Raw genomic sequence first — 21,706 nt, 5'->3', positions numbered from 1 at the left:
GGGACCGGTGATGTAACCAGTGCCACCGTCGGTTGATTTCCCCTCGGCGCCGCCGGTGCCGCCCCCCGGCCAGCCCGCCGTGCCGCCCCCCGGCCAGCCCGCCGTGCCGCCCCCCGGCCAGCCCGCCGTGCCGCCTCGCGGCCACCGCGTCCGGCAGACGACCGAGCAGCTCCGCGCCCGGATCCTGGGCGGTGAGTGGCCGGTCGGCGGGCGCATCCCCACCGAGCCGCAGCTCGTCGCCGCGCTGGGCGTGGGGCGCAACACGGTCCGCGAGGCGGTCCGAGCCCTGGTGCATGCCGGGGTGCTGGAGTGCAGGCAGGGCTCCGGCACGTACGTGGTGTCCACCGACGAGCTGGCACCGGTGGTGGCCCGCCGCCTCGGCGACGACCGGATGACCGAGGTCATCGAGGTACGCCGGGCCTTCGAGGTGGAGGCCGCCCGGCTCGCCGCGCTGAGGCGTACACCGGAGGACCTGGCGGCGCTCGACGGCGCGCTCGCCGAGCGCGAGGCCGCCTGGCACGGCGGCCTGGTCGACGCGTTCGTCGAGGCCGACGCGGCGCTGCACACGGCGGTGGTCGCCGCCGCGCACAACGCCATGCTCGCCGAGCTGTACGCCTCGGTCGGCACAGCCCTGCGCAGCACGGTCGCCGAGGCGATGGGAGGCGCGCTCACCCCAGAGCGCTACGTCGACCACACCCGACTGGTCGAGGCGATCCGGGCCGGTGATCCCGGCCGGGCCGCGCTCGAAGCCGGCGCTTTTCTGGAACCCGCCGAACGGGCATAGGTTGTGCCGGACAGAAAAGCGGACACCTCAGGAGTACGAATGCTCAAGGGCTTCAAAGACTTCATCATGCGCGGCAACGTCGTCGACCTGGCGGTTGGCATCGTGATCGGCGCCGCGTTCACCGGCGTGGTCACCCAACTCACCAAGTCGTTCCTCGAACCACTGATCAAGGCAATCGGTGGGGGCAGCGGTCTCACCGCCGGGAAGTGGACGATCAACGACCAGATCTTCGACTGGGCGGCCTTCATCAACGCCCTGATCACGTTCGTGCTCACCGCCGCGGTGCTCTACTTCTTCGTGGTGTTCCCCATGAACAAGCTGGCCGAGCGTCGGCAGCGGGGCGAGGAGCCGCCGCCAGCGGCGCCGAGCGAGGAGGTCAAGCTGCTCACCGAGATCCGGGACGCGCTGGTTTCCGCCGGTCACACCACCCCGGGCCAGCAGCGTGGGGCACTGGACGACGTGCTGGGCCGCCGGACCGAACCCCCGGCGCCGCGCTGACCCGAACGAGATGCACATCGGCCCCTGCGGGATTCCCGCAGGGGCTGCATCTTCTCGTACGTGTGTTCGATAGAGTCCCGCCATGGAGCAGCGAAAGCACTGGTGGAACGGGAAGTGGGGGCGACTGGCCCGGCGGGACGTCTTCCTGCGGGTGGACGCGGACCGGTGGCACGTCGAGCAGCGGGCCGGCGGCGCGGAGGGCATCTCCCGGTTCTACGAGTACGGCAGTGCGGACGAGGCCGAGGACACCGTCCGGGCGCTTCTCGACGGCCCGGACACCTGGCGGGAGCTGTCTCCACGCCCGCCGGGCGGTTGGACCCTCCCGAACACCTGAGCAACCCGGACGCTGCCCGGGCTGCGGGTCGGGCGGTGACGGCGTTTAGCGGCGTATCGCCCTGGGAACCGCGGTGGGATGGACCAGCAGGACGAGCAGCAGGCGACCATCTCGCGGATCACCACCGGGATGCCGGTGATCGACTCAGCCGGCACCGAGGTCGGGACCGTGGACCTCGTCCAGCGGGGAGACCCCAATGCGGTGACCGTCCAGACATCGACCGCCGACCCGGGCAGCAGCCTGGACGAGCTGATCGAGGCGACCGCCGTCGAGGAGCCGGACGTCCCGGCCGACCTGGCGGCGCGGCTGCTGCACAGCGGCTACCTGAAGGTCTCGACCGAGTTGACCCGCACGGGCGCGGTGTACGTGCCGGCCGACCGGATCGGGTCGGTGGCCGACGGCCGGGTCCTCCTCGCCGTCGGTGTGGCCGACCTGCCGCCCGAGGAGTAGCCCCGCCACCCTGATCGACTCGGGTTCAAGGAAATCGGGGCGTCCGGGGCCTTAGGACACCCCGATTTCATGAACCCCGAGTGGATCTTTCCGGCGCTGCGAGCGCGGGCTGGTCCGGCGTGATGGGGGTGGGTCGCCCCAGCGCAGCGGGGTCGGGTCGCCCCAGCGCGGCGGGAGCGGGCTGCTCCGGCCCAGCGGCGGGAGCGGGCTGCTCCGGCCCGGCGGCGGGTGGGCGGCGGCGGCGGAAGAGCAGCAGCATCAGGCAGCCCGCGACCAGGCCCCAGAACGCGCCGCCCACGCCGATCAGCGTCACCCCGGAGGCGGTCACCACGAAGGTGACCACTGCGGCCTCCCTGGTCTCCGGGTCGGTCACCGCCGAGGCGAGCGCGGTCGCGAGGGCGCCCAGCAGAGCCAGCCCGGCGACCGCCTCGATGAGGATCGGCGGGGCGACCGCGACCAGCGCGGTGGCCACGCCGGCACCCAACCCGAGCAGGGCCAGCCCGACGCCGGCGGTGACCGAGGCGACCCACCGGCGCTCCGGGTCCGGGTGCGCGTCGGGGCCGGCGGCGAGCGCGGCGGTGATCGCCGCGAGGTTCACGGCGTGCCCACCGGCCGGGGCGGCGAGCAGACTGGCCAGGCCGGTGGCCCGCAGAGCGGCGCCGAACGGCGGCCGGTAGCCGTAGCCGACCAGCACGGCCATGCCGGGTACGTTCTGCGCGGCCATGGTGACCAGGAACAGCGGGAGGGCCAGCCCGACCAGCGCGGACGCGTTCCAGGACGGCGCGGTCAGCGTGACCGACGGGACCAGCGCGGCACCGGTCAGACCGGCCGGCGGCGTGGTCAGCGCGATCGCCGCCACCGCCACGACCAGCGCGCCGGGCACCGCCCAACGGCGGGCGAACCGGTGCAGGAGCAGCCAGCCGACCACCACCGGCCCGGCCACCAGGGGCAGTTCGACCAGCGCGCGGACCGGGGCGGTGCACAGCGGCAACAGCACCCCGGCGAGCATGGCGCCGGCCACCGGCTTGGGAATGGCGGCCACCGCGCGGCCGAGTGGTGGGAACAGCCCGGCCGCGACAACGAGCGCACCGGAGACGAGGAAGGCGCCCACCGCGACCGGCCATCCGCCCGGGGGCGGCCCGGTCGCGACCAGCAGCGCCGCGCCCGGCGTGGACCAGGCCACGCTCATCGGTATCCGGTGCCGCCAGCCCAGCCAGGCGGCGGCGAGCCCGCACGCCACGCAGAGGGCCAGCAGCCCGGAGGCGGCCTGCGCGTCCGACGCGCCGGCCGCGCGGAGCCCGGCCAGCACGACGGTGAACGAGCTGGCGAAGCCGACCAGCGCGGTGACCACACCGGCCAGCACCGGTTGCACACGTCCGGTCATTCCCACCCTCCCCGGCCGTTCCGTTTACGGAACGGCAGCGTGTAGCACGATAGCCGGGTGCCGCACCCACCACCAGCCCGCCGCCCGGACCTCGATGTCGACCCCGCCGTCGTCGGTCGACGGGTCCGCGCGCTGCGCGAGGAGCGGGGGATCTCGCTGTCCGCACTCGCCCGACTCGCCGGCGTCGGAAAGGCCACCCTCTCCGGCCTGGAGCACGGCACCCGCAACCCGACCCTGGAGACGCTCTGGGCGGTCACCGCGCAACTCGGCGTACCGCTGACCGCCGTGCTGGCCGAGCCGTCCGACGAGCCCACCGTGCACGGCGTCGCGGTCAGCGCCACGCTGCTGGAGGTGTTCACCGACACCGACGCGACCTACGAGCTGTACCGGATGCGGGTCGCACCCGGGCCCGGGCAGCTCTCCCCCGCCCACCAGGCGGGCGTCACCGAACACCTCACCGTCTTCGCCGGGGTGTTGCGCGCGGGCCCGGCCGACGCGCCGCTGATCGCCTCGGCCGGCGGTCACCTCCGCTGGGTGTCGGACGTGCCGCACACGTACGCGGCGGTGGGTGACGAGGAGGTCGCCGCCAGCCTGCTGCTGCGCTATCCGCGCCGCTGATCGCCTCAGTCCACCGGGGCGGGCACCGGCGGCCGGCGGCGTACCGCCCAGAGCGCGACCTCGGTCCGCGACGCCGAGCCGGTCTTGCGCAGCAGGTTCGACACGTGCACGGTGACCGTGCGCACCGAGATGCCGAGCGCCTTCGCGACCTGCTTGTTCGACATCCCGTCGACAAGGCAGCCCAGCACCTCGACCTCCCGGGCGGTCAACTCCCTGTCGACCGCGGCCACCGGGTCCACCGCCGCGATCGGTTCGACCGGTGGGCGCGGCTCGGGCAGTCGCCGGAGCAACGCCTCCGGCCCGTCTCCGGCGTGTGCGGCCAGCAACTCGGTCAGCGCGTACGGGTTGCCGCCGGTGCACCGCCAGAGCGAGGCGACCAGCCGGTCGGACGGGTCGCAGCCCTCGTACACCTGGGTGAGGACCTCGGCGACCTCGGCCTGGCGCAGCGGGCCGAGGTGCTGGCGCACGGCTCCCCGGACCCCACTGAGCCGGGCAAGCGCACGACGGGTCAGCTCCGGCGCCACCGCGTCGGCGGCCGGCCGGCTGGCCACCACCAGCAGGGCGGGCAGCTCGGCCACTGTGGCCAGCTCGCCGATCAGGTTGACGCTGGCCGGGTCGAGCGCGTGCAGGTCCTCCACCACGAGCACGGCCGGGCCGGCGCCGACCAACAACTGGACGGTACGCACGGCGAGGCGCAGCAGGGTGCCGGGCGCGTACCGCTCCCGGGGTGCGGTGGGCTGCTGGGCCAGCCACGCCAGCGCGTCCGGCGGCAGGGCGAGTCGACCGGTGTCCCGCCCGGTGAGCACGGCGGCCAACCAGTCGTACGGGGCCGGGCCGTGCACCCGGGCGGCCCCGGAGAGGATCATCGCGGGACGAGGCGTGAGGGCGTCCACAGCGGCGGCGACCAGCAGACTCTTGCCCACTCCCGCCGCGCCGGTGATCACCGCGACGGTCGGCGTCGAGCGGCCGGCCGCCGACACGACGGACCACGCGCGGTCGAGCTCGGCAAGCTCGCCGGCGCGTCCGACCATGGACACCGGCATCATTTCTCAACCCTACGCAGTAGTGCGTAGAGACGAAGGCAGGGTCTTCTTGGCAAGCTTGACCCCATGACGCTGATCCTCCGCTCGGTCATCCTCAACGACATCGGCTTGGTGCGCACCAACAACGAGGACTCCGCCCTCGCCGGTGACCGCCTGATCGCCGTCGCCGACGGCATGGGCGGGCTGCCCGCGGGCGAGGTGGCGAGCGAGATCGTGATCCGGATCCTGGACGAGCTGGCCCCGCCCACCGAGCCCGACGCCGCCGCCGACGCCCTGCGTGCCGTGGTCAGCACCGCCAACCAGCGCATCCACGCCGCCATCACCGTCGACCCGACCCGTGACGGGATGGGCACGACGCTCACCGCGGCACTGCTGGCCGGGGAGACGCTGGTGCTGGCCCAGGTCGGCGACTCCCGCTGCTACCTGCTGCGCGACGCGGAGCTGACCCAGCTCACCCGGGACGACACGTTCGTGCAGGCGCTGGTCGACCAGGGCACGCTCTCCCCCGACCAGGCGCGTCACCACCCGCAGCGGTCCCTGGTGACCCGGGCCGTGCAGGGCGCCGACACCCCACCGGCGATCGGGGTGCTCACCGTGGTCCCCGGCGACCGACTGCTGCTGTGCAGCGACGGGCTCTCCGACTACGTCGAGGACGAGGCCATCGCGGCGGCGCTGGGCATGTACGCCGACCGCCAGCAGTGTGGTGAGCAGTTGGTGAAGCTCGCGCACCACGCCGGCGCACCGGACAACGTGACAGTCGTCGTCTCCGACGTCGTCGCCCGCTGACCTCGCGGACCTGTTCGACGGTTTCGCGGAACCGGCCGGACAGGATCCGGTCGACCCAAGTAGGTAGTTGTGCCATCTAGGTTGCGCCGCTACTGTCCGACCCGTGGATTCCGACCGGCGCGGGCAGTGGCTGCGGGGGGTGCTCGACATCTGCGTGCTGGCCCTGCTGTCCGACCGCGAGTCCTACGGCTACCAGCTCGCCCAGGCGCTCGACGCCGCGGGCGTCGGGCCCATCCAGGGCGGCACGCTCTATCCCGTGCTGCTGCGCCTGCAGAAGACCGGCCTGGTCACCGCACAGTGGCGGGAGGGCAGCGCCGGGCCGGCCCGCAAGTACTACCGGCTCACCGACGACGGGTACGCGGCACTCCGCGCGGGCGGCAGCGCCTGGCTCACCTTCGTCCAGCCGGTGAACGACATCGTCACGAAGGGGGTCACCCGGTGAACGCCGACGATTGGCTGCGAACGCTCACGGTCGAGCTGCACCAGCGCCGGGTCGCGGCGGACGCCGCCCGGCACGTGGTCGCCGAGGCGGCCACCCACCTGCGCGAGGGTGGTGGCGACCCCTGGGTCGTCTTCGGTCCACCCGAGCAGTACGCGGGCGCCGTCGTGGAGAGCATCGGCACCGCGCCCGGACCGCGCCCCGGGCCGGTCCGGCTGCACGCGGCGGGCATCACCAAGCGGTACGGGCGGCGAACGGTGCTGCACGACGCCACGCTGACCGTCCGGGCCGGACAGATCGCCGCCGTCATCGGTGCGAACGGCTGCGGCAAGAGCACCTTCCTGCGGATCTGCGCCGGCCTGATCTCACCCGACGCCGGTGAGGTGACCGTCTCCGGACAGCTCGGCTACTGCCCACAGTCCGGCGGCACCGCCGACTTCCTGCTCCCCGACGAGCACTTCGTGCTGGTGGGCGCCGGTCAGGGCGTGTCCCGGGGTCCCGCCCGCCGGGCCGGTCGGGCGGCAGCACGCCAGCTCGGTTGGGAGGCGGGCGGGGACGTGCAGGCCCGCCACCTGTCCGGCGGCACCCGGCAGAAGCTCAACCTGACCATGTCCACGCTCAGCGCCCCGGACGTGCTGCTGCTCGACGAGCCGTACCAGGGCTTCGACCAGGGCACCTACGTCAACTTCTGGGACCAGCTCAGCCGACTGCGCGACGGCGGCGCGGCGATCGTCGTGGTGACCCACCTGCTCAACCAACTTGACCGGGTGGACATCGTGCTCGACCTGACACCTGCACAGGACGCCGGGTGGCACGCGCCCGGCGTCCAGGGAGGCCACCCGTGAACCGGCTCCTGACCGTCGCCGAGATGACCCTGCGGGAGCTGCTGCGGCGTCGGGGCGTACTCCTGCTGTTGTTGTTGATGCCGTTGACCTTCTACCTGATCCGGCGGGACGCCTACCTCGGGCAGTCGGTCCGGTCGCTGCTCCTCGGCGTGGGTTGGGCGGTGAGCACCGCCGCGCTGTTCGCCACCACCGCGGCTCGGGAGTTGGAGCCGCGGCTGCGGCTGGCCGGTTACCGTCCACATCATCTCTACCTCGGCCGGGTGCTGGGCCTGTGGACAGTGGGGCTGGTCATCTCCGTGCCGTTCTTCCTGCTCCCCATGATCGACGGCGCGGACCTGCGGTACGGCGGCCTGGCCGCCGCGCTGCTCTGCTCCGTCGCGGTGGCGGCGCCGTTCGGGATGCTGATCGGCGCGCTGCTGCCCCGCGAGATGGAGGGGACGCTGCTGCTGCTCACCGTGGTCACGGTGCAGATGTTGATCGACCCGGCCGGGTCCGGGGCGAAGTTGACGCCGTTCTGGTCGACCCGGGAGATCGCCACCTGGGCGGTGGACCACACCGACCAGGGCTACCTCTCCCGTGGCGTGCTGCACGGGCTCGCCGTGACCGTCCTGCTGGTCGTCGGTGTGGCCGCCGTGGTCAGCGTCCGCCTGCGCCGCCGCCGGCACCTGCGGCACCTGCCGGTCGGATGACCGGTGTGCCGGCCGGCGTCGAGCGCCGCGCCGGTGGCACGGATCCCGCCAATCGGGTTGCTGCGACCTGTACGGCAGGCTGAGATGGGCGAATGACCATCCGCCGGGTGACCGCCGACGACCGTCTCACCACCAGCTTCCCGCTGGCCGCGTACGCCTTCGAGTCCTCGCCGCTCAGCGCGGCCCGGATCGACGAGTTCCGCGACTACCTGCCCTACCAGGAGGGCAACCGGACGCTGATCGCCGAGGAGGGCGGCGCAACGCTGGCCGCCGTCTCGGCCATTCCGATGCGGCAGAACCTGCGCGGGGTGGTGCTGCCGATGGCCGGTGTCGCCGGGGTGGCGACCCACCCGCTGGCCCGCCGGCAGGGGCACGTCCGGACGCTGCTGCACCAACTTCTCGACGAGATGCGCGACGAGGGGCACTCGCTCAGCGCGCTCTATCCGTTCCGTCCCAGCTTCTACGCCCGGTTCGGCTACACCGGGCTGCCCAAGCCGCGCCGGGTCACCTTCACCCCGGCCAACCTGGGGTCACTGCTCCGGGTGGACCTGCCCGGCGAGGTGAGCTGGGAACGCATCGCCGCCGGCTATCCGGCGTGGCGGGCCTTCACCGAGCGCAACCTCCAGGAACGACACGGCTTCTCGATCTTCCCGGACTACCGGGCGGTCGGCATGCGCGACCGGGACGAGTACTGGCTGATCACCGCCCGGGTGGGCGGGGAGGTCACCGGCGCGGTGACGTACCGGATCGACGAACACGGCGGCACGCTGCACGGCAACGAGCTGCTGGTCGCCGACCCACTCGCGCGGGCGTTGCTGTTGCAGTTCTTCGCCCGGCACGTCGACCAGATCGACCGGGTCACCGTCCAGGTCCCGCCCGACGAGCTGCCGGAGCTGTGGCTGACCGACCTGGACGTGCACGTCGAGGCACGGACGGCAGTGCCGGGTTCCTCGGCTCCGATGGCCCGGCTGCTGTCGCTGGACGCGTTGCGTGGGCTGCCCGCCGGCCCCGGCCGGGTACGGGTCGAGCTGACCGGGGACCGCTGGCTCGCCGGCACGCACCTGCTGGACGGCACGACCGGCGCGCTGGAGCTGGTTGGCGACACCGCCGACCGCACGCCGACCGCCACCCTCACCGCAGCCGGGCTCTCCGCCCTCGCGTACGGGGTGCTGGACCCGGCCGAGCTGCCGTTGCGCGGTCTGGGTGAGGTGCCGGTGGACGCCGCCACGGAGCTGCGCGGCATCTTCCCCCGCCGGGTGCCGTATCTCTTCGCCGACTTCTGAGCCTTCCTCACGATCGGGTTTGTCGCCCCGGCGGGCGTGGGTAGGGTCCCGCGAATGCCGGAGTGGTTACAGGCGGGTGGGTGGGGGCTGCTGGCCGGGTCGGCTCTGCTGGTCGGGGCGGCGGTCGGCTGGTTCGCTCGGGTGCCGCAGCGCGTCACCGCGTCGATCATGGCGTTCGGGGCGGGGGTGCTGCTCTCCGCCGTGTCGTTCGAGTTGATCGCCGAGGCACACGACCAGGGCGGCCTGCTGCCCACCGCGCTCGGCGCTGCCGGCGGAGCGGTCGTCTACACAGTGGCCAACGTGGCCCTCGCCCGGCACGGCGCCCGGCACCGGAAGCGGTCCGGCGACCAGCAGCCCTCCGAGAACGAGCAGCCCGGCTCCGGGTCGGCGATCGCCGTGGGCGCACTGCTCGACGGCATACCGGAATCGGTGGTGATCGGCGCGAGCCTGCTCAGTGGCGGCGCGGTCAGCCTGGTCACGGTGGCCGCGATCTTCCTCAGCAACGTGCCGGAGGGCCTGTCCAGCGCGGCCGGCATGCGACAGGCCGGCCGGACCCGGCGGTACGTCTTCCTGCTCTGGACCGGGATCGCACTGATCAGCGGGGTCGCGGCGCTGCTCGGCAACACGTTGCTGGGTGGTGCCCCGCCGGAGGTGCTGGCCGGGATCACCGCACTGGCAGCCGGCGCGATCCTCGCGATGATCACCGACACCATGGTTCCCGAGGCGTTCGAGGACGCGCACCTGCTGGTCGGTCTGGTCACGGTCGCCGGCTTCCTGACCGCGTTCGCCCTCTCCCACAGCTGACCACCGAACACGCCGCCACAAGCGGCGCGGCGGTCTGCGGGCGGGCGGGCGGCGGGCGTGGCTTAGCGGTGCATTAATCCGGCCTGGCGGATTCGTCGTGATGCCGTCGCGACTCCTAGCATCACCGGGTGCGCATGACGTCGCTTGCCGCTCTGGTCGTCCTCGGTGTCGCCACCGCGACCCTGCCCGCCTGCGCGCCCAATGACCCGGCCCCCACCTTCGAGGCCGGCTCGTCCGCTTCGCCAATGGCCCCGACCAGCGGCCAGGGCGAAGCACCGGAGGCCCGCGACGGCCTCGGTGGCCCAGGGGCCAGCGCGAGCCCGAAGCCCGCCGAGAAGGTCCTCGCGGCCGGCAACCCGAACGGCAGGGCCAGCGTGCCGGCGGAGGCCCGGGCGGTGGACACCTCGAAGCCGACCCGGACCGTCGGCACCGGCACCCCGGCGAGCTGCACCTCCGCGGCGGTCGTGAAGGCCGTCGCGGCCGGCGGTGTCATCACGTTCAACTGCGGGCCGGCCCCGGTGACGATCAAGATGACCGCCACCGCGAAGGTCCGCAACGCCAACGGGCCGAAGGTCGTGCTGGACGGCGGCGGCACTGTCACGCTGAGCGGCCAGGGCCAGCGCCGCATCCTCTACATGAACACCTGCGACGAGGCCCAGGGCTTCACCACCTCGCACTGCCAGAACCAGGACCACCCGCAGCTCACCGTGCAGAACCTGACGTTCGCCGACGGCAACTCCACCGGCGACAAGGCTGAGGGCGGCGGCGGTGGGGCGATCTTCGTCCGCGGTGGGCGGTTCAAGGTGGTCAACTCGCGCTTCGTCCGCAACCGCTGCGACCGTACCGGCCCCGACCTGGGTGGTGCGGCCATCCGGGTGCTCAGCCAGCATGAGAACAAGCCGGTGTACGTGGTGGGCAGCACCTTCGACGGCGGTTCCTGCTCGAACGGAGGGGCCCTGAGCAGCATCGGCGTCTCGTGGGTGGTGTTGAACAGCCTGCTCAAGAACAACGAGGCGATCGGCAGCGGCGCCAACCCGGCCAAGTCCGGCACGCCGGGAGGCGGCAGCGGTGGCGCGATCTACTGCGACGGCAACGAGTTCACCGTCCGGATCGCCGGCACGATCATCGAGAACAACAAGGCCAACGAGGGCGGCGGTGCGGTCTTCTTCGTGAGCAACAACCGCACCGGCACCATGAAGATCGAAAACTCGACCCTGCGCCGCAACCCGAGCGGCAAGTTCGAGACCCGCGGCTTCCCCGGCATCTTCTTCCTGGGTGCCCAGAACCCCACAGTGACCGCATCCAAACTGACCTGATCCGCCCCGCGCTGCGCGTCCGCGCTGGTGATCAAGAGGTTTCGGTCACCGGGGCCGCGTTTCCTGACCGAAACCTCTTGATCACCGCTGCCTACCGGCGGGTTGGGGTCAGTAGGGGTTGCCCTGGCCTGGGGGGCGGGCTTCGAGCAGGGCGGCGGGGCGGCCGGGCAGGTCCCGTGCGCCGGACATCGGTGGGCTTCCCGTGTGGGCGCCGTCGGCCATTCCGGCGAAGAGCTCCTTGAGCGCCGTGAGGGCGCTGATCGTTGGCTGCCAGCCCAGCTCAGTCTCGGCGCGCTCGCTGGACATCAGCGGGGCGTTCAGACCCAGCTCCACCCAGCCCGCGTCGACCGGCTGTAGCCGCGCGCGCCAGGTCAGCGCCGCCGCGACCCGCAGCACCGGCGCGGCGACCGGCACCGTCCAACCGTGGAAGTGCCGGGCCACCAGCTCCGGGGTGAGCACCGGGTCCGCGGCGACGTTGAAGGCGCCGCGCGCATCACCCAGCACCGCCCGGGTGTACGCGTCGGCCACGTCATCGGCGTGCACCGCCTGCATCCGCAACCGGCGGTTCGTCGGCACCAGCGGGATCCGCCCGAAGCGCAGCAGCCGCACCGGTGCCAACGGGCCGAGGAAATAGCGGGTGATCTCCGTGCCCGCGGCCCGCTGGAAGATCAACCCGGGTCGCATCCGCACCACCCGCAGTGCCGGGTGTTCGCGCTCGACCCCGTCCAGCAGCGCCTCCACCTCGGCCTTGTGCTCGCTGTACGACGAGCCGGGCACACCGGTGGCCGGCCACCGCTCACTGATCGGATGGTCCTTCGGACCGGACGCGTAGACGCCGACCGACGACGCGTACACCAGAGCCGGCACACCGGCCCGGACCACCGCGTCGATCACCGCCCGGCTGCCGTCGACGTTGGTCCTCCGCAACACCCGCTGGTCGTGGCTGGGCTGGATCTGCCAGGCCAGATGCACCACCGCGTCCGCACCGGCGAACACCTCGGCGAGCTGCCCCGCCGCGCCCGGCGCGCCGATGTCGCAGGAGTGCCACTCAACCTGGTCGTACGGCTCGCCGGCATCCGGGCCGGGCAACCGCCGGACCACCCCGGCCAGCTCCACACCCCGCTCCCGGCGCAGCCGCCACAGCAGCGCCGTACCGACGTTGCCGCTCGCCCCCACCACCACGATCCGCATGCCCGACCCCGTACCCGCCCAGCAGCAGCTCAACCGCCCACCCACGCGGTTGGCGCGCCCGGCGTGCCCGGCGTGCGTGGCGGTCTTGATCCATTCGGCTTCCTGAAAGTCGCGGTATCCCGGCGGGCACGACAGCCCGACTTCCGGAAACCCGAGTCGATCAAGGGCGAGGAGAGTCCCGGACCCAGCCGTGCTTCTCCGTCCCCCGCCGGCCGGTGGTAGCGGCCAGGCAACGCGGGCAGATCCAGCCCACCGCGTCAGCCTCCGTGAGCACGTCGGTGCCCGAGTAATCGAAGGGCACATGCGGGAATCGACGCAGTCGGGTCCGGCTCAGAGCCAGGCCGCACACGGTCTGGTTCTGACCGGGCCGCCAGGCATGCACCTCGCCACCCGGCTGGCGTACGCCGTCCGGCCCGATCTCCTCGCCCGACGCCGCCACGGCCGGGATGCTGCTCGCCCTCATGCCCATCCCGGTTCCCCACCGTCGCCTGATCAACCTCACCCCGCCGGGCCTTTCGGTGACCGGGTGGTGATCAGGCGAGCGCCGGCTGACGGCAGGCATCGACGGCCGGCCGGAAGCCGAGAGTCGCCGCCGCTCACCGTCGGGTAACCTGAGCGCGCGGGCCGCTAGCTCAATGGCAGAGCTGTGGACTTTTAATCCATAGGTTCAGGGTTCGAGTCCCTGGCGGCCCACTTCTCCGCAGCTCAGCGACCCCCTGCGGGCCGCTGTTGCCACGAGTGTGGCCGGTGGAGCAGCGAAGCGCAGCAGTAGCCGCTTACCGGTCCAGCGTGCCCAGCGGATCACGGCCCGGCCGTGACGTGTCCGCCTAGGTGATCACCCGGCAAGCTGGGCAGTGATGACGCCGCTGCCCATCTTGACTACCGGACTTCCGTCGAGACCGGGTCGAGGAAGAAGAGGCACTGGGCGGGTTTGAACTCGCCTACCTCGGCGACGAAGCGGAACTTGGCGCCTACGCCAACGGTGGCGGGGATCTGCTTGCCGGTTAGTTTCAGGTCAAGGATGTTGACGTCCTCGTACTTGAAGGCCGGGCCGACCGTCGTGTTCGGCCCCTTGTCGCCTGGTCCCAGAAGGAAGTCGTAGCGGGTGTCGTGGTCACCGCGGGGCACCATGTTCACGATCGAGCCGTTGAACGCGACCGTCTTACCCTCGTGCCTGGTCGCGAAGGCCAGGTTCGCGTCGTCGCAACTGTCCGCCTTCAGCAGCGCGGCGAACTCCGGATTGTTCTGCGGCGTGATCACGTCAGTGGCAGCCGACTCAACAGCGGTCGGAGCCGGCATAGCAGACGGTTTCTCACTCACAGCAGCCGTCGACTTGTCTGACTCGTCCTTCTTTTCATCTCCGCCGCTGAGTGCAGAGGCGGTGCCGATGACGACGGCCAGGATCACGAGGACGGCGGCCGCCGCGCCGATCAGGAGCCACGGCTGCGGCTTCTTCGGCCGACGGAAGTCGACGGTGGAGCGAAGCGCGCCTGGGGCCTGTTGCACGAGCTCCCAGCCATCCTTCTGCATCTTCGAGATGACCCAGCCGTCGGTGCCGCGAACTGGCCGTACGGTCTTGTACTCATACTTGATCTCGTCGGCCATGCGGCTCCGCGCTCCCTGAATGGACTGCTCACACCAACTGCCTGGCGCAGCATAAAAGACAGGCACAACTGACACCGGCTCTGTGTAACGCCGGAGTGATCGACGACGCCGGATGAGTGGAGATCCTGATCTCCAATACGGCCTTCACTCTCCTGGGAGGGCCGTCACCTGCGACGTGAGGAACCTATGCGCCCTCGTTCCCTTTCCCGCTCGATCCGACGTACCTTCTCCACCTCGCTGGCCACCCTTGCCCTCGTCGGGGGTGCGGCGGCGCTCGCTCCGGCCGACGCGGTGGCGGCCGGGCGACTCCAGCCCGATCTGGTCGTCGAGTTGATGATGACCAACGTGCTGAACCCGGCGGAGGGCGAGACCTTCTACGCCCAGATCGACATCCGGAACAACGGCACCGGCGCGTCGGACCCGATCAGCGCCACGGTCGCGGTGCCCGTCGGGCTCAGGACCACGACCCCGTCGGTCGGTGACCCGGGCTGGACCTGCACGGCAGTGAGCACGACGAGCTACACGTGCTCGCATCCGCAACTGGCGGCTGGCGGTCGGGCGAGCCGGCTGTCCGTGCCGTTCGTCGTAACCGGCGCGGCGCCGGGCAGCAAGGTGCCCATCACCACGAGCATCACCCCGCAACGCCGCGAGGCGAACACCGACTACAACACCGGCTCCGTCACGGTGGCGATCTCGGGTACGTGCGTCATCCGCGGCAGTGTGTGGCACGACCTTGACCGGGATGGGCAGCGCGAGGCGGATGAGCCGGCCATCGCCGGTGGCCCGGACGGCGTGTTGGACGTGCGTTTGTGGAATCGGCAGGGACAGGCAATTGGCGGTGGCTCGGCCACCGTCAACCCGGACGGAACCTGGTCGATCACCGCCCGCACCGAGGTGCTGTACGAGGTCCGGTTGGAGGCAGCCGCCACCTACGGCCGGACTGTCGCAGATGTGGGTGACGACGCTACGGACTCGGACATCGTGACCTCGTACCAGTTCGAGCCGACCCTGCTCGTCGCCAGCGCGGAATTCGAGGCCGTGCACGACGGAGAGTACGTGGTCGACGCCGGCCTGGTCAGCCAGAGCTGAGCCCCTCGCCGCCCGCCCGAGATGTTTCGGGCGGGCGGCGATCCGGACAGACAGCAGCGGCTGTTGATCGCCGCGCTGTCCAGACAGCTCCAATCGACGACGAGTTCGGCCCCTGGCGCCGGGAGCTGGCGCAGTTATCCTCTTCAGGTGCCGGCCCGTGTGGAGATCGTTGACATGGGTCCGGCACTGCGAAGGGACTATCGACATGCCCCGTGTGGTACCGGCGGTCATCCGCGCGCTCGACGTCCTCGAACTGTTCCTGGACTGCCCCCAACTGTCGGCCCGCCAGGTGATGGAGCGGCTCGACCTGCCCCGTACCACCGTCCACGAACTGCTCGTCACGCTCGAGGCTCGCTCGTACCTGATCTCCGTTCCGGGCCAGCCGGTGCAGTATCGGCTGGGCATGCCGCTGTTCCAGCTCGGCGCGGCGTTCGCCGGCCGGCTTGACCTGGTTCGCGAGGCGCAGTGCGTCGCGCGGGACGTGGCCGCCGCCTGCGACGAGGCGGTCCACGTGGCCGTGCTCGACGGCGCCGATGTCATCTACCTCGTCAAGTTCGACAGCACGCACCCGGTTCGGATGGTCTCCGCGGTCGGGCGGCGGCTGCCGGCCCACTGCACGGCGGTCGGCAAGATCCTGCTGTCCGCCCTCGATGAGGCCAGCCTGGACGACGTCCTGACGAAGGGCGACCTGCCGGGCATGACGCCGGACAGCATCACCGACCCGGACCGGCTCCGCGAGCATCTCGAGCGTGTCCGCGCTGACGACGTCGCGGTCGACATCGGTGAGTCTGACAGCGCCATGCGCTGCGTGGCTGCGTCGATCCGAGACCACTCCGGCACCACGATCGCCGCCATGAGCCTGTCCGCGCCGATCATTCGCTGGACCCCCGAGGCGCACGTGGAGTGGACCGGGCTCGTTCGCGAGGGCGCTGCCGCGCTGTCGGCCCGGATGGGTTACCGGGCCCTGCCCCGATAGCCCACCTCCCGTTTTCGGTTCGAAACACCATCGAAACATTGACATTCTTCTCCTGGCTGTTCTAGCGTCGCGACCACTTGATGCGGTATTTCGAACTAAGTTCGAAATTTCGAACGGCGGTGGTCCCGTGGCCCGACCGAACTGGAACATCAGCGCCGCTTTCTCGGCCCGGTCCCCGATCGCCTCATTGCACTGACCGATGCGGGCGACGCGCATCCGTGGTCGCCGTCATGAAGACACACCTGTTGCACGAGCTACGCCCTCGGCGTGCCGTGCTACGGGGACTTGAAGGAGGCGAATGTCAATGGAAATCAATCCGGCCTGGTCACGGCGCGGCTTTCTGGGGATGGGAGTCGGGGTTCTCGGCGCAGCCGGCCTGGCCGCCTGTGGCGGCGACTCCGACTCGCCCCCGAAGGTGCAGCCGGAGGTTCCGCAGGAGCTGATCGACGCCGCGGCGGCGATGAAGGGCTCCTCGATGGGGATGCTGTCGCAGAAGCTGTACTCGACGGCCGCGAACGACGCCCTCGACAGCTCGATCAAGAAATTCGCCGACACCACCGGCACGAAGATCGAGAACAGCCTGGTCCAGGCCGACGCCGGTGACGTGGTGGCCAAGATCCACGCCGAGGTCAAGGGTGGGGTGGCTCGTGACCTCGCGTTCATGACCGACTCCCGCTTCGTCGCGCAGTTCCAGGCGCTGGGCGACCTGGAGGACGTGACGGACGTCGTCCAGGCGCTGACCGCCAAGTACGGCGAACCCTGCGCCGAGGCCAAGAACTTCTGCGTCTTCGACGGCAGGTGGTTCGCGATCCCGTACCACTTCATCGGTATCGGGTCGTTCCTGCGCAAGGACTGGATGAAGGACAAGGGCATCACCCCCAAGGACATCTACAGCTGGGAGGAGCTGCGCGACCTCTGCCTGGAGATCTCCGACCCGGCCAAACGCCGATTCGGCTGGGGCATGACGGTGAACCGGTCGGGTGACGGCAACGGCATGATCGAGGCATTGATCAACGCCTACGGCGGGTCGATCGCCTCCAACGACGGCCGGAAGGTCACCTTCAACTCCCCGGAGACGGTGCAGGCCGTGACCTTCCTGGGCGACATCTACACCAACCCCAAGTACAAGCCGATGCTGCCGCCCGGGGTGGCGAGCTGGACCGACACCAGCAACAACGAGAACTGGCTCGCCGGGGTCGTCGGCTACACCCGCAACCAGTTCAGCGTCTACGCCGACTCGAGGACGAAGAAGAACCCGGTGTACGCGAACACCCACGTGTTCTCCGACTGCATCGGGCCGGCGACCAACAACCCCCTGTTGCTCGGCCAGTCGCAGGGGTTCGTCGTCTTCAAGGGTGCCAAGAATCCCGCGCTCGCCAAGCTTCTGGCGCAGTACCTGGTCAGCGCGCCGGCGCTGCTCGGGGTGGCGAAGGAGGCGCCCGGCCTGGTGATGCCCGCCTGGGAGAAGGTCTGGGACGCCGACCCGTTCTTCACCAGCGGCGACCCGGCGTTCCCGATGCTGCGCAAGATCACAGAACTGTCGCTGCCGCTGAACACGAAGAACGGCCTGGCCTTCCCGCAGAAGGCCAGCGCGGGCCAGCAGGCCGTCGGCGCGGCCTACGTCCTCACCGACATGATGCAGCAGATCGTCCAGGGAACGGCGCCGGCGCAGGCCGTGACGACCGCCCACGCGAAGATGGTGCAGATCTTCAACCAGCAGGGGCTGCCGCAGTGAGCTCGGTCCGTCCTGCGCGGGTCCCGGCGGCGAGGAAGTCCCCGCCGCCGGGACCCGGCTCTCTCACGGCAACCCAGCGGCGGCTTGGTCGTGACTGGCGGCTGGGCGCACTGTTCCTGGCGCCCATGGCCGTGCTGGTCGGCAGTCTCGTCCTCGTGCCGATCGCCCGGTCGATCGTCACCAGCACCACGGAACGGCACGGGCAGGACACCGTGTTCGTCGGCCTGGACAACTACCTCGCCCTCGTCGGCGACGAGCAGTTCCACACGGGCGTCGTGAACTCGTTCGTCTTCACCGCGTACGCCGAGATCTTCAAGGTTGTGCTGGGGTTGTCCGCGGCCCTGCTGCTGCATCATCGGCGTCGCGGTCGGGCCCTGCTGACCGGGTTGCTGCTCGTGCCGTGGGTCGTGCCGACGGTGGTGACGGCGTTCAGCTGGCGCGCGCTGCTCGACCCGATCTTCGGCAGCGTCAACACGCTGCTCACCGCCACCGGGATCGGGCCGCTGCTGGCCAGCGCGCACCTGGTCGACAGCTGGCCCGCAGGCTGGCTGTCCGACCCGTCACTGGCCATGCCGTCGGTGATCCTGGTCAACGTCTGGAAGGGGGTGCCGTTCTTCACCGTGTGTTTCCTCGCCGGGTTGAAAGCCATCCCGGCGGACCTCTACGAGGCGGCGACCATCGACGGCGCCTCGTCGTTGCAGCGGTTCACCAACGTGACGCTGCCCGGGCTGCGCCACGTGCTCACCGTGACGGTGACCCTGTCGTCGATCTGGACGTTCAACAACTTCGACCTCGTCTGGTTGCTGACGCAGGGCGGCCCGGGCGACGTAACGGCGCCGTACGTGCTCGTCGCGTACTCGAAGGCAATCTTGCAGTTGCAGTACGGCGCCGGCGCGGCGGTCACGCTCGTCATGCTGCCGGTCATCGGTGGGCTGGTGTTCGTCCTGGTCCGGTTGTTGCGCCAGGACACCAACATCAGACTGCCCCGGCGACGCCAGGCGGCGTGGCGGATCGGGGCTCGGCGGTGGGCCGGGACGGCTCGCAAGGCGCTGCCGTGGGTCGTCACGGCAGTGGTCACCGGTCTGCTCTTCTGGGCATCGCCAGAGATCTTCTGGAAGGCGGCGGTGGTCCTCGGAGTGATTCTGCTGATCGCGGTGGCGGTCGGTCGGGTGGTCTCGACCCTGCAGTCCCGGGGCGGTCGACGGTCGTCGTCGGCGGTGTCGGGTCTGGGGTCCTGGGTCGCGCTGGCCGGGTTGCTCTTCTTCGTGCTGGGCCCGCTGTACTGGATCGCCGTCACGGCCTTCAAGTCCGAGGGCCAGGTCGTCATGCGCACCGACGACCTCTGGCCGACGCCGTGGACCCTGGAGCAGTTCGGTGCGTTGTTCGACAACCAGCCCTTCGGCCGCTGGTACCTCAACACGCTGCTGGTGTCCGCGGCGTCCACGGCGGTGGCACTGGTCTGCGCCGCCCTGGCGGGTTACGCGCTGGCCCGGCTGCGGTTCCGCGGTGCGCAGGGCTTCACCGTCACGGTGCTGCTCACCTACGTGATGCCGGGTGCGCTGCTGTTCATCCCGCTGTACCAGATGCTCATCGGCGCACGGCTCACCGACTCGTTGTGGTCCCTGGTGGTGACGTACCCGACCTTCACGCTTCCGTTCGCCACGTGGCTGCTGGTGGGGTATTTCTCGTCGATCCCCGTCGAGCTGGAGGAGGCCGCGCTGGTCGACGGTTGTAGCCGCGTCCAGGCGTTCGGGAAGGTGGTGCTGCCGCTGGCCAAGCCAGGGCTGCTGGCGGTCGCGCTCTTCACCCTGACCAACGCCTGGAACGAGTTCCTCTTCGCCTTCGTGTTCATCACGAAGGACGAATACAAGACGCTGCCGGTGGGGATGCAGTCGATGATCGCCGGAGACGTCGTGCCCCAGGGACAACTCGCCGCGGCGTCACTGCTCGTCAGCATCCCCGTGGTCGTCATGTACGCCTTCGGGCAGCGCTTCCTGACCGAAGGGCTCACCGCGGGCGCGGTGAAGGGCTGATCGGGTAGATCCGGCCGCTCGGTGCCGTCACCGTGCCGCACGAAACAGCCAAAGAACGCACGAGACAGCGCAAGACAGTCCTTTGACCATGAACGGCCCTGACGAATTACGGTTGCGCGCCACAGCTATTCTCGGCGGAAAATCCATCGAGAAATCTTGTTACACGGGGGATGGCACATGACATCTTCGCGCCTCCGCGCGCTAGTCACGACCGTGGCCGCCGCCGCGCTCGCCCTGTCGATCACCACACCGGTGATGGCGGCGCCGGCTGCCGGCCCGGTTCTCGAGATCACGTCGATCGCCTTCGACCGTACGCAGGTCGACGCCACACAGGACTTCGCTGTCGCCCATCTCAGCTGGACGATCACCGACCGGGCCGCCAGGGCCCAGCGGGTCAGCGGCGCGGTCGAGCTGCGCCAGTTCGACGGGGACCAGCAGATCGGTCAGCCCCGCACGGTCACGTATGACCTGGAATGGGGTCGGGCGCAGATCGGGGGTTCCGGGACCGCACAGGAGTCCACCTACTCCTACGAGTTCGTGGTGCCGCGCTACTCGTCCGCGGCCCAGACGGTCTGGCGGGTCACGAAGGTGACCATCGCCGACGATGTTGCCCATGCCCGCACGGTGCGCGACCCGGGCCCGGCGGCGCTCACCGTGACCCAGCTCGTCGACTCCGAGGGGCCACTCGCCGAGCAGTTCTACTTCGACTTCGACCAACCGCGCGGCTTCTACGACGACGGCTCCGGGGTGACGTTGCGCTACCGGGTAAGTATCGTCGACGAGTCCGCGTTCAAGAAGGGCAAGATCACGCTCACCGGCCCGGGCGGTAATCGGGTCACCTCCTCGTTCCAGGTCACCCAGAGCGGTTCGCAGTGGTCCTGCAACGGTGAGACGGCCTGGGAACTGACCAGGGTCACCTGTCCTGTCTCGGTCGCCATGCCGGCCGGCTCGCCGTCCGGCACGTGGCGGGTCTCCCGGCTCGACCTGACCGACAGTTGGGGCAACACCCGGGCCGACACCTCGCCGGATGGGCCGGCTCCCGTCCAGGTGAGCCGCAACGACGTCGTCAGTGCGTCGGACTTCGCCCTCACCGTGCCGCAGGTGAACAGCTGGCGCGGGCCGGCGTCGACGGCGCTCACCTTCACGCCGCGCGGTGTGGTCGGCGGCCTGACCTCCGTCGACGTCGACCTTGACTCGTGCTCGCAGCCGTCACGCACGCCGGTGGTGGGTGACGACGGCACCGTCTCGGTGGAGATCGTCGTGTCGTCGGGCTGGGCCCGCTCCTGCACGGTTCGCGGGGTCAAGCTGACCGACGAAGCGGGCAACGTCGCGTTCTACGGCACGGCCTATGGCGCTCCCGACCTTGGCATCACCATCACCCAGGTGCCCGACGAGAAGGCGCCGGTGGTGCTCTCGGCGACGCTGCCCAAGGCGACGTGGACACAGCAGGAGACCGAGGACGCGTGGGGCCTCGGCTTCGACGTCACGTTCGAGGTGGACGAGTTCGCCCCTATCACGGGGTTCAGTGCGACGATCTACGACAGCACCGGAGCCCCGAAGGGCGGCATGTACGGCGGTGAGCACGACGACGGCAGCGGTGTCCTCCACCTGGCGGTGTCGACCGACCGGCTGGAGCCCGGGCAGTACACGATCGGCTTCTCGCTGAACGACGAGGCCGGGAACACGAGCATGTGGAATTATCCGAACAACGCCGGGAACCCGATCCCCAACGGGCCACTGGTCCTGACCGTGGTCGCCGACTGACCTCCGGTCCGGTCCGGTCCGGCCCGTGTGGCCTGGCCGG

22 protein-coding genes and 1 tRNA gene are annotated in these 21,706 nt (G+C 70.7%); 18 read left to right on the top strand and 5 right to left on the bottom strand.

The features are described from left to right. Window positions 1-103: 103 nt before the first annotated feature. From HNR22_RS20580 to HNR22_RS20565, 4 genes are all read left to right on the top strand, one after another. Entirely contained in the window at window positions 104-784 is a 681-nt protein-coding gene (locus tag HNR22_RS20580) for an FCD domain-containing protein (protein ID WP_179783646.1), read from the top strand. Window positions 785-823: 39 nt separating this feature from the next. Next, window positions 824-1,282, top strand: coding sequence for a large conductance mechanosensitive channel protein MscL (gene mscL / locus HNR22_RS20575; protein WP_179781713.1), 459 nt, complete (start codon window positions 824-826; stop codon window positions 1,280-1,282). 82 nt (window positions 1,283-1,364) lie between these two features. After that, on the top strand, window positions 1,365-1,616 hold the full coding sequence (locus tag HNR22_RS20570; protein WP_030332357.1) for a hypothetical protein: 252 nt from the start codon (window positions 1,365-1,367) through the stop codon (window positions 1,614-1,616). Window positions 1,617-1,694: 78 nt separating this feature from the next. Further along, a complete protein-coding gene (locus HNR22_RS20565) occupies window positions 1,695-2,066 on the top strand; it encodes a hypothetical protein (RefSeq protein ID WP_088951050.1) in 372 nt (123 codons plus the stop codon). Window positions 2,067-2,133: 67 nt separating this feature from the next. Here the strand turns inward: HNR22_RS20565 and HNR22_RS20560 are convergent, their stop codons facing one another. Then, entirely contained in the window at window positions 2,134-3,450 is a 1,317-nt protein-coding gene (locus HNR22_RS20560; RefSeq protein ID WP_179781712.1) for a benzoate/H(+) symporter BenE family transporter, read from the bottom strand. 57 nt (window positions 3,451-3,507) lie between these two features. On the opposite strand from HNR22_RS20560, the gene HNR22_RS20555 reads away from it, so the two are divergent. Then, the gene (locus HNR22_RS20555; protein ID WP_179781711.1) at window positions 3,508-4,068 is read left to right on the top strand and encodes a helix-turn-helix domain-containing protein; all 561 of its coding nucleotides are present in this window, start codon (window positions 3,508-3,510) and stop codon (window positions 4,066-4,068) included. A 5-nt stretch (window positions 4,069-4,073) separates the two neighbouring features. Here HNR22_RS20555 and HNR22_RS20550 read toward each other — a convergent pair whose 3' ends face one another. Next, window positions 4,074-5,114 carry a LuxR C-terminal-related transcriptional regulator gene (locus HNR22_RS20550; RefSeq protein WP_179781710.1) on the bottom strand — a complete coding sequence of 347 codons (1,041 nt, stop codon included), beginning with the start codon at window positions 5,112-5,114 and terminating at the stop codon, window positions 4,074-4,076. Between the two features lie 63 nt (window positions 5,115-5,177). Here HNR22_RS20550 and HNR22_RS20545 point away from each other — a divergent pair, with 63 nt between their 5' ends. The 7 genes from HNR22_RS20545 (at window position 5,178) to HNR22_RS20515 (ending at window position 11,273) form a co-directional block, all read left to right on the top strand. Then, complete coding sequence (locus HNR22_RS20545; RefSeq protein WP_099849794.1) at window positions 5,178-5,897, top strand: PP2C family protein-serine/threonine phosphatase; 720 nt, start codon at window positions 5,178-5,180, stop codon at window positions 5,895-5,897. A 103-nt stretch (window positions 5,898-6,000) separates the two neighbouring features. Then, window positions 6,001-6,339: a PadR family transcriptional regulator gene (locus tag HNR22_RS20540; RefSeq protein ID WP_179781709.1), complete on the top strand. Its 339-nt coding sequence runs from the start codon at window positions 6,001-6,003 to the stop codon at window positions 6,337-6,339. Further along, entirely contained in the window at window positions 6,336-7,181 is an 846-nt protein-coding gene (locus HNR22_RS20535) for an ATP-binding cassette domain-containing protein (RefSeq protein ID WP_179781708.1), read from the top strand. The genes HNR22_RS20540 and HNR22_RS20535 overlap by 4 nt, the downstream gene beginning before the upstream one ends. Then, on the top strand, window positions 7,178-7,870 hold the full coding sequence (locus HNR22_RS20530; RefSeq protein ID WP_179781707.1) for an ABC transporter permease: 693 nt from the start codon (window positions 7,178-7,180) through the stop codon (window positions 7,868-7,870). Before HNR22_RS20535 ends, HNR22_RS20530 begins: the two co-directional genes overlap by 4 nt. 92 nt (window positions 7,871-7,962) lie before the next feature. Next, window positions 7,963-9,153 (top strand): GNAT family N-acetyltransferase, encoded by a 1,191-nt coding sequence (locus HNR22_RS20525; RefSeq protein ID WP_179781706.1) that lies wholly within the window; start codon window positions 7,963-7,965, stop codon window positions 9,151-9,153. A 54-nt stretch (window positions 9,154-9,207) separates the two neighbouring features. Continuing rightward, window positions 9,208-9,957 (top strand): ZIP family metal transporter, encoded by a 750-nt coding sequence (locus HNR22_RS20520; protein WP_179781705.1) that lies wholly within the window; start codon window positions 9,208-9,210, stop codon window positions 9,955-9,957. A gap of 134 nt (window positions 9,958-10,091) precedes the next feature. After that, on the top strand, window positions 10,092-11,273 hold the full coding sequence (locus HNR22_RS20515) for a hypothetical protein (protein WP_179783645.1): 1,182 nt from the start codon (window positions 10,092-10,094) through the stop codon (window positions 11,271-11,273). Window positions 11,274-11,381: 108 nt separating this feature from the next. Here the strand turns inward: HNR22_RS20515 and HNR22_RS20510 are convergent, their stop codons facing one another. Both HNR22_RS20510 and HNR22_RS20505 read right to left on the bottom strand, forming a co-directional pair. Continuing rightward, window positions 11,382-12,464: an NAD-dependent epimerase/dehydratase family protein gene (locus HNR22_RS20510; RefSeq protein ID WP_179781704.1), complete on the bottom strand. Its 1,083-nt coding sequence runs from the start codon at window positions 12,462-12,464 to the stop codon at window positions 11,382-11,384. Between the two features lie 160 nt (window positions 12,465-12,624). Next, entirely contained in the window at window positions 12,625-12,927 is a 303-nt protein-coding gene (locus HNR22_RS20505; RefSeq protein ID WP_179781703.1) for a hypothetical protein, read from the bottom strand. A 158-nt stretch (window positions 12,928-13,085) separates the two neighbouring features. On the opposite strand from HNR22_RS20505, the gene HNR22_RS20500 reads away from it, so the two are divergent. Next, window positions 13,086-13,157, top strand: a tRNA-Lys gene (locus HNR22_RS20500). A 186-nt stretch (window positions 13,158-13,343) separates the two neighbouring features. Here HNR22_RS20500 and HNR22_RS20495 read toward each other — a convergent pair. Then, entirely contained in the window at window positions 13,344-14,069 is a 726-nt protein-coding gene (locus tag HNR22_RS20495; protein WP_179781702.1) for a DUF4839 domain-containing protein, read from the bottom strand. A 186-nt stretch (window positions 14,070-14,255) separates the two neighbouring features. Between HNR22_RS20495 and HNR22_RS20490 the strand changes: the two genes are divergently transcribed. The 5 genes from HNR22_RS20490 to HNR22_RS20470 all read left to right on the top strand — a co-directional run bounded on the left by HNR22_RS20490 (window position 14,256) and on the right by HNR22_RS20470 (window position 21,666). Next, entirely contained in the window at window positions 14,256-15,158 is a 903-nt protein-coding gene (locus HNR22_RS20490; RefSeq protein ID WP_179781701.1) for an SdrD B-like domain-containing protein, read from the top strand. 205 nt (window positions 15,159-15,363) lie between these two features. Continuing rightward, window positions 15,364-16,134, top strand: a complete 771-nt coding sequence (locus HNR22_RS20485) for an IclR family transcriptional regulator (RefSeq protein WP_179781700.1) — start codon at window positions 15,364-15,366, stop codon at window positions 16,132-16,134. 304 nt (window positions 16,135-16,438) lie between these two features. Next, window positions 16,439-17,869: an extracellular solute-binding protein gene (locus tag HNR22_RS20480; RefSeq protein ID WP_179781699.1), complete on the top strand. Its 1,431-nt coding sequence runs from the start codon at window positions 16,439-16,441 to the stop codon at window positions 17,867-17,869. A gap of 125 nt (window positions 17,870-17,994) precedes the next feature. Further along, the gene (locus HNR22_RS20475) at window positions 17,995-19,902 is read left to right on the top strand and encodes an ABC transporter permease (protein ID WP_246380961.1); all 1,908 of its coding nucleotides are present in this window, start codon (window positions 17,995-17,997) and stop codon (window positions 19,900-19,902) included. Window positions 19,903-20,079: 177 nt separating this feature from the next. Continuing rightward, a complete protein-coding gene (locus HNR22_RS20470) occupies window positions 20,080-21,666 on the top strand; it encodes a hypothetical protein (protein WP_179781697.1) in 1,587 nt (528 codons plus the stop codon). The last annotated feature ends 40 nt before the right edge of the window (window positions 21,667-21,706 follow it).

Origin of the sequence: Micromonospora jinlongensis, assembly GCF_013410645.1 — a bacterium.
GTDB classification, from domain to species: Bacteria; Actinomycetota; Actinomycetes; order Mycobacteriales; family Micromonosporaceae; genus Micromonospora; species Micromonospora zamorensis.
Note: the sequence above shows the minus strand (reverse complement) of the source record. Positions and strands in the feature narration are given on the sequence as shown.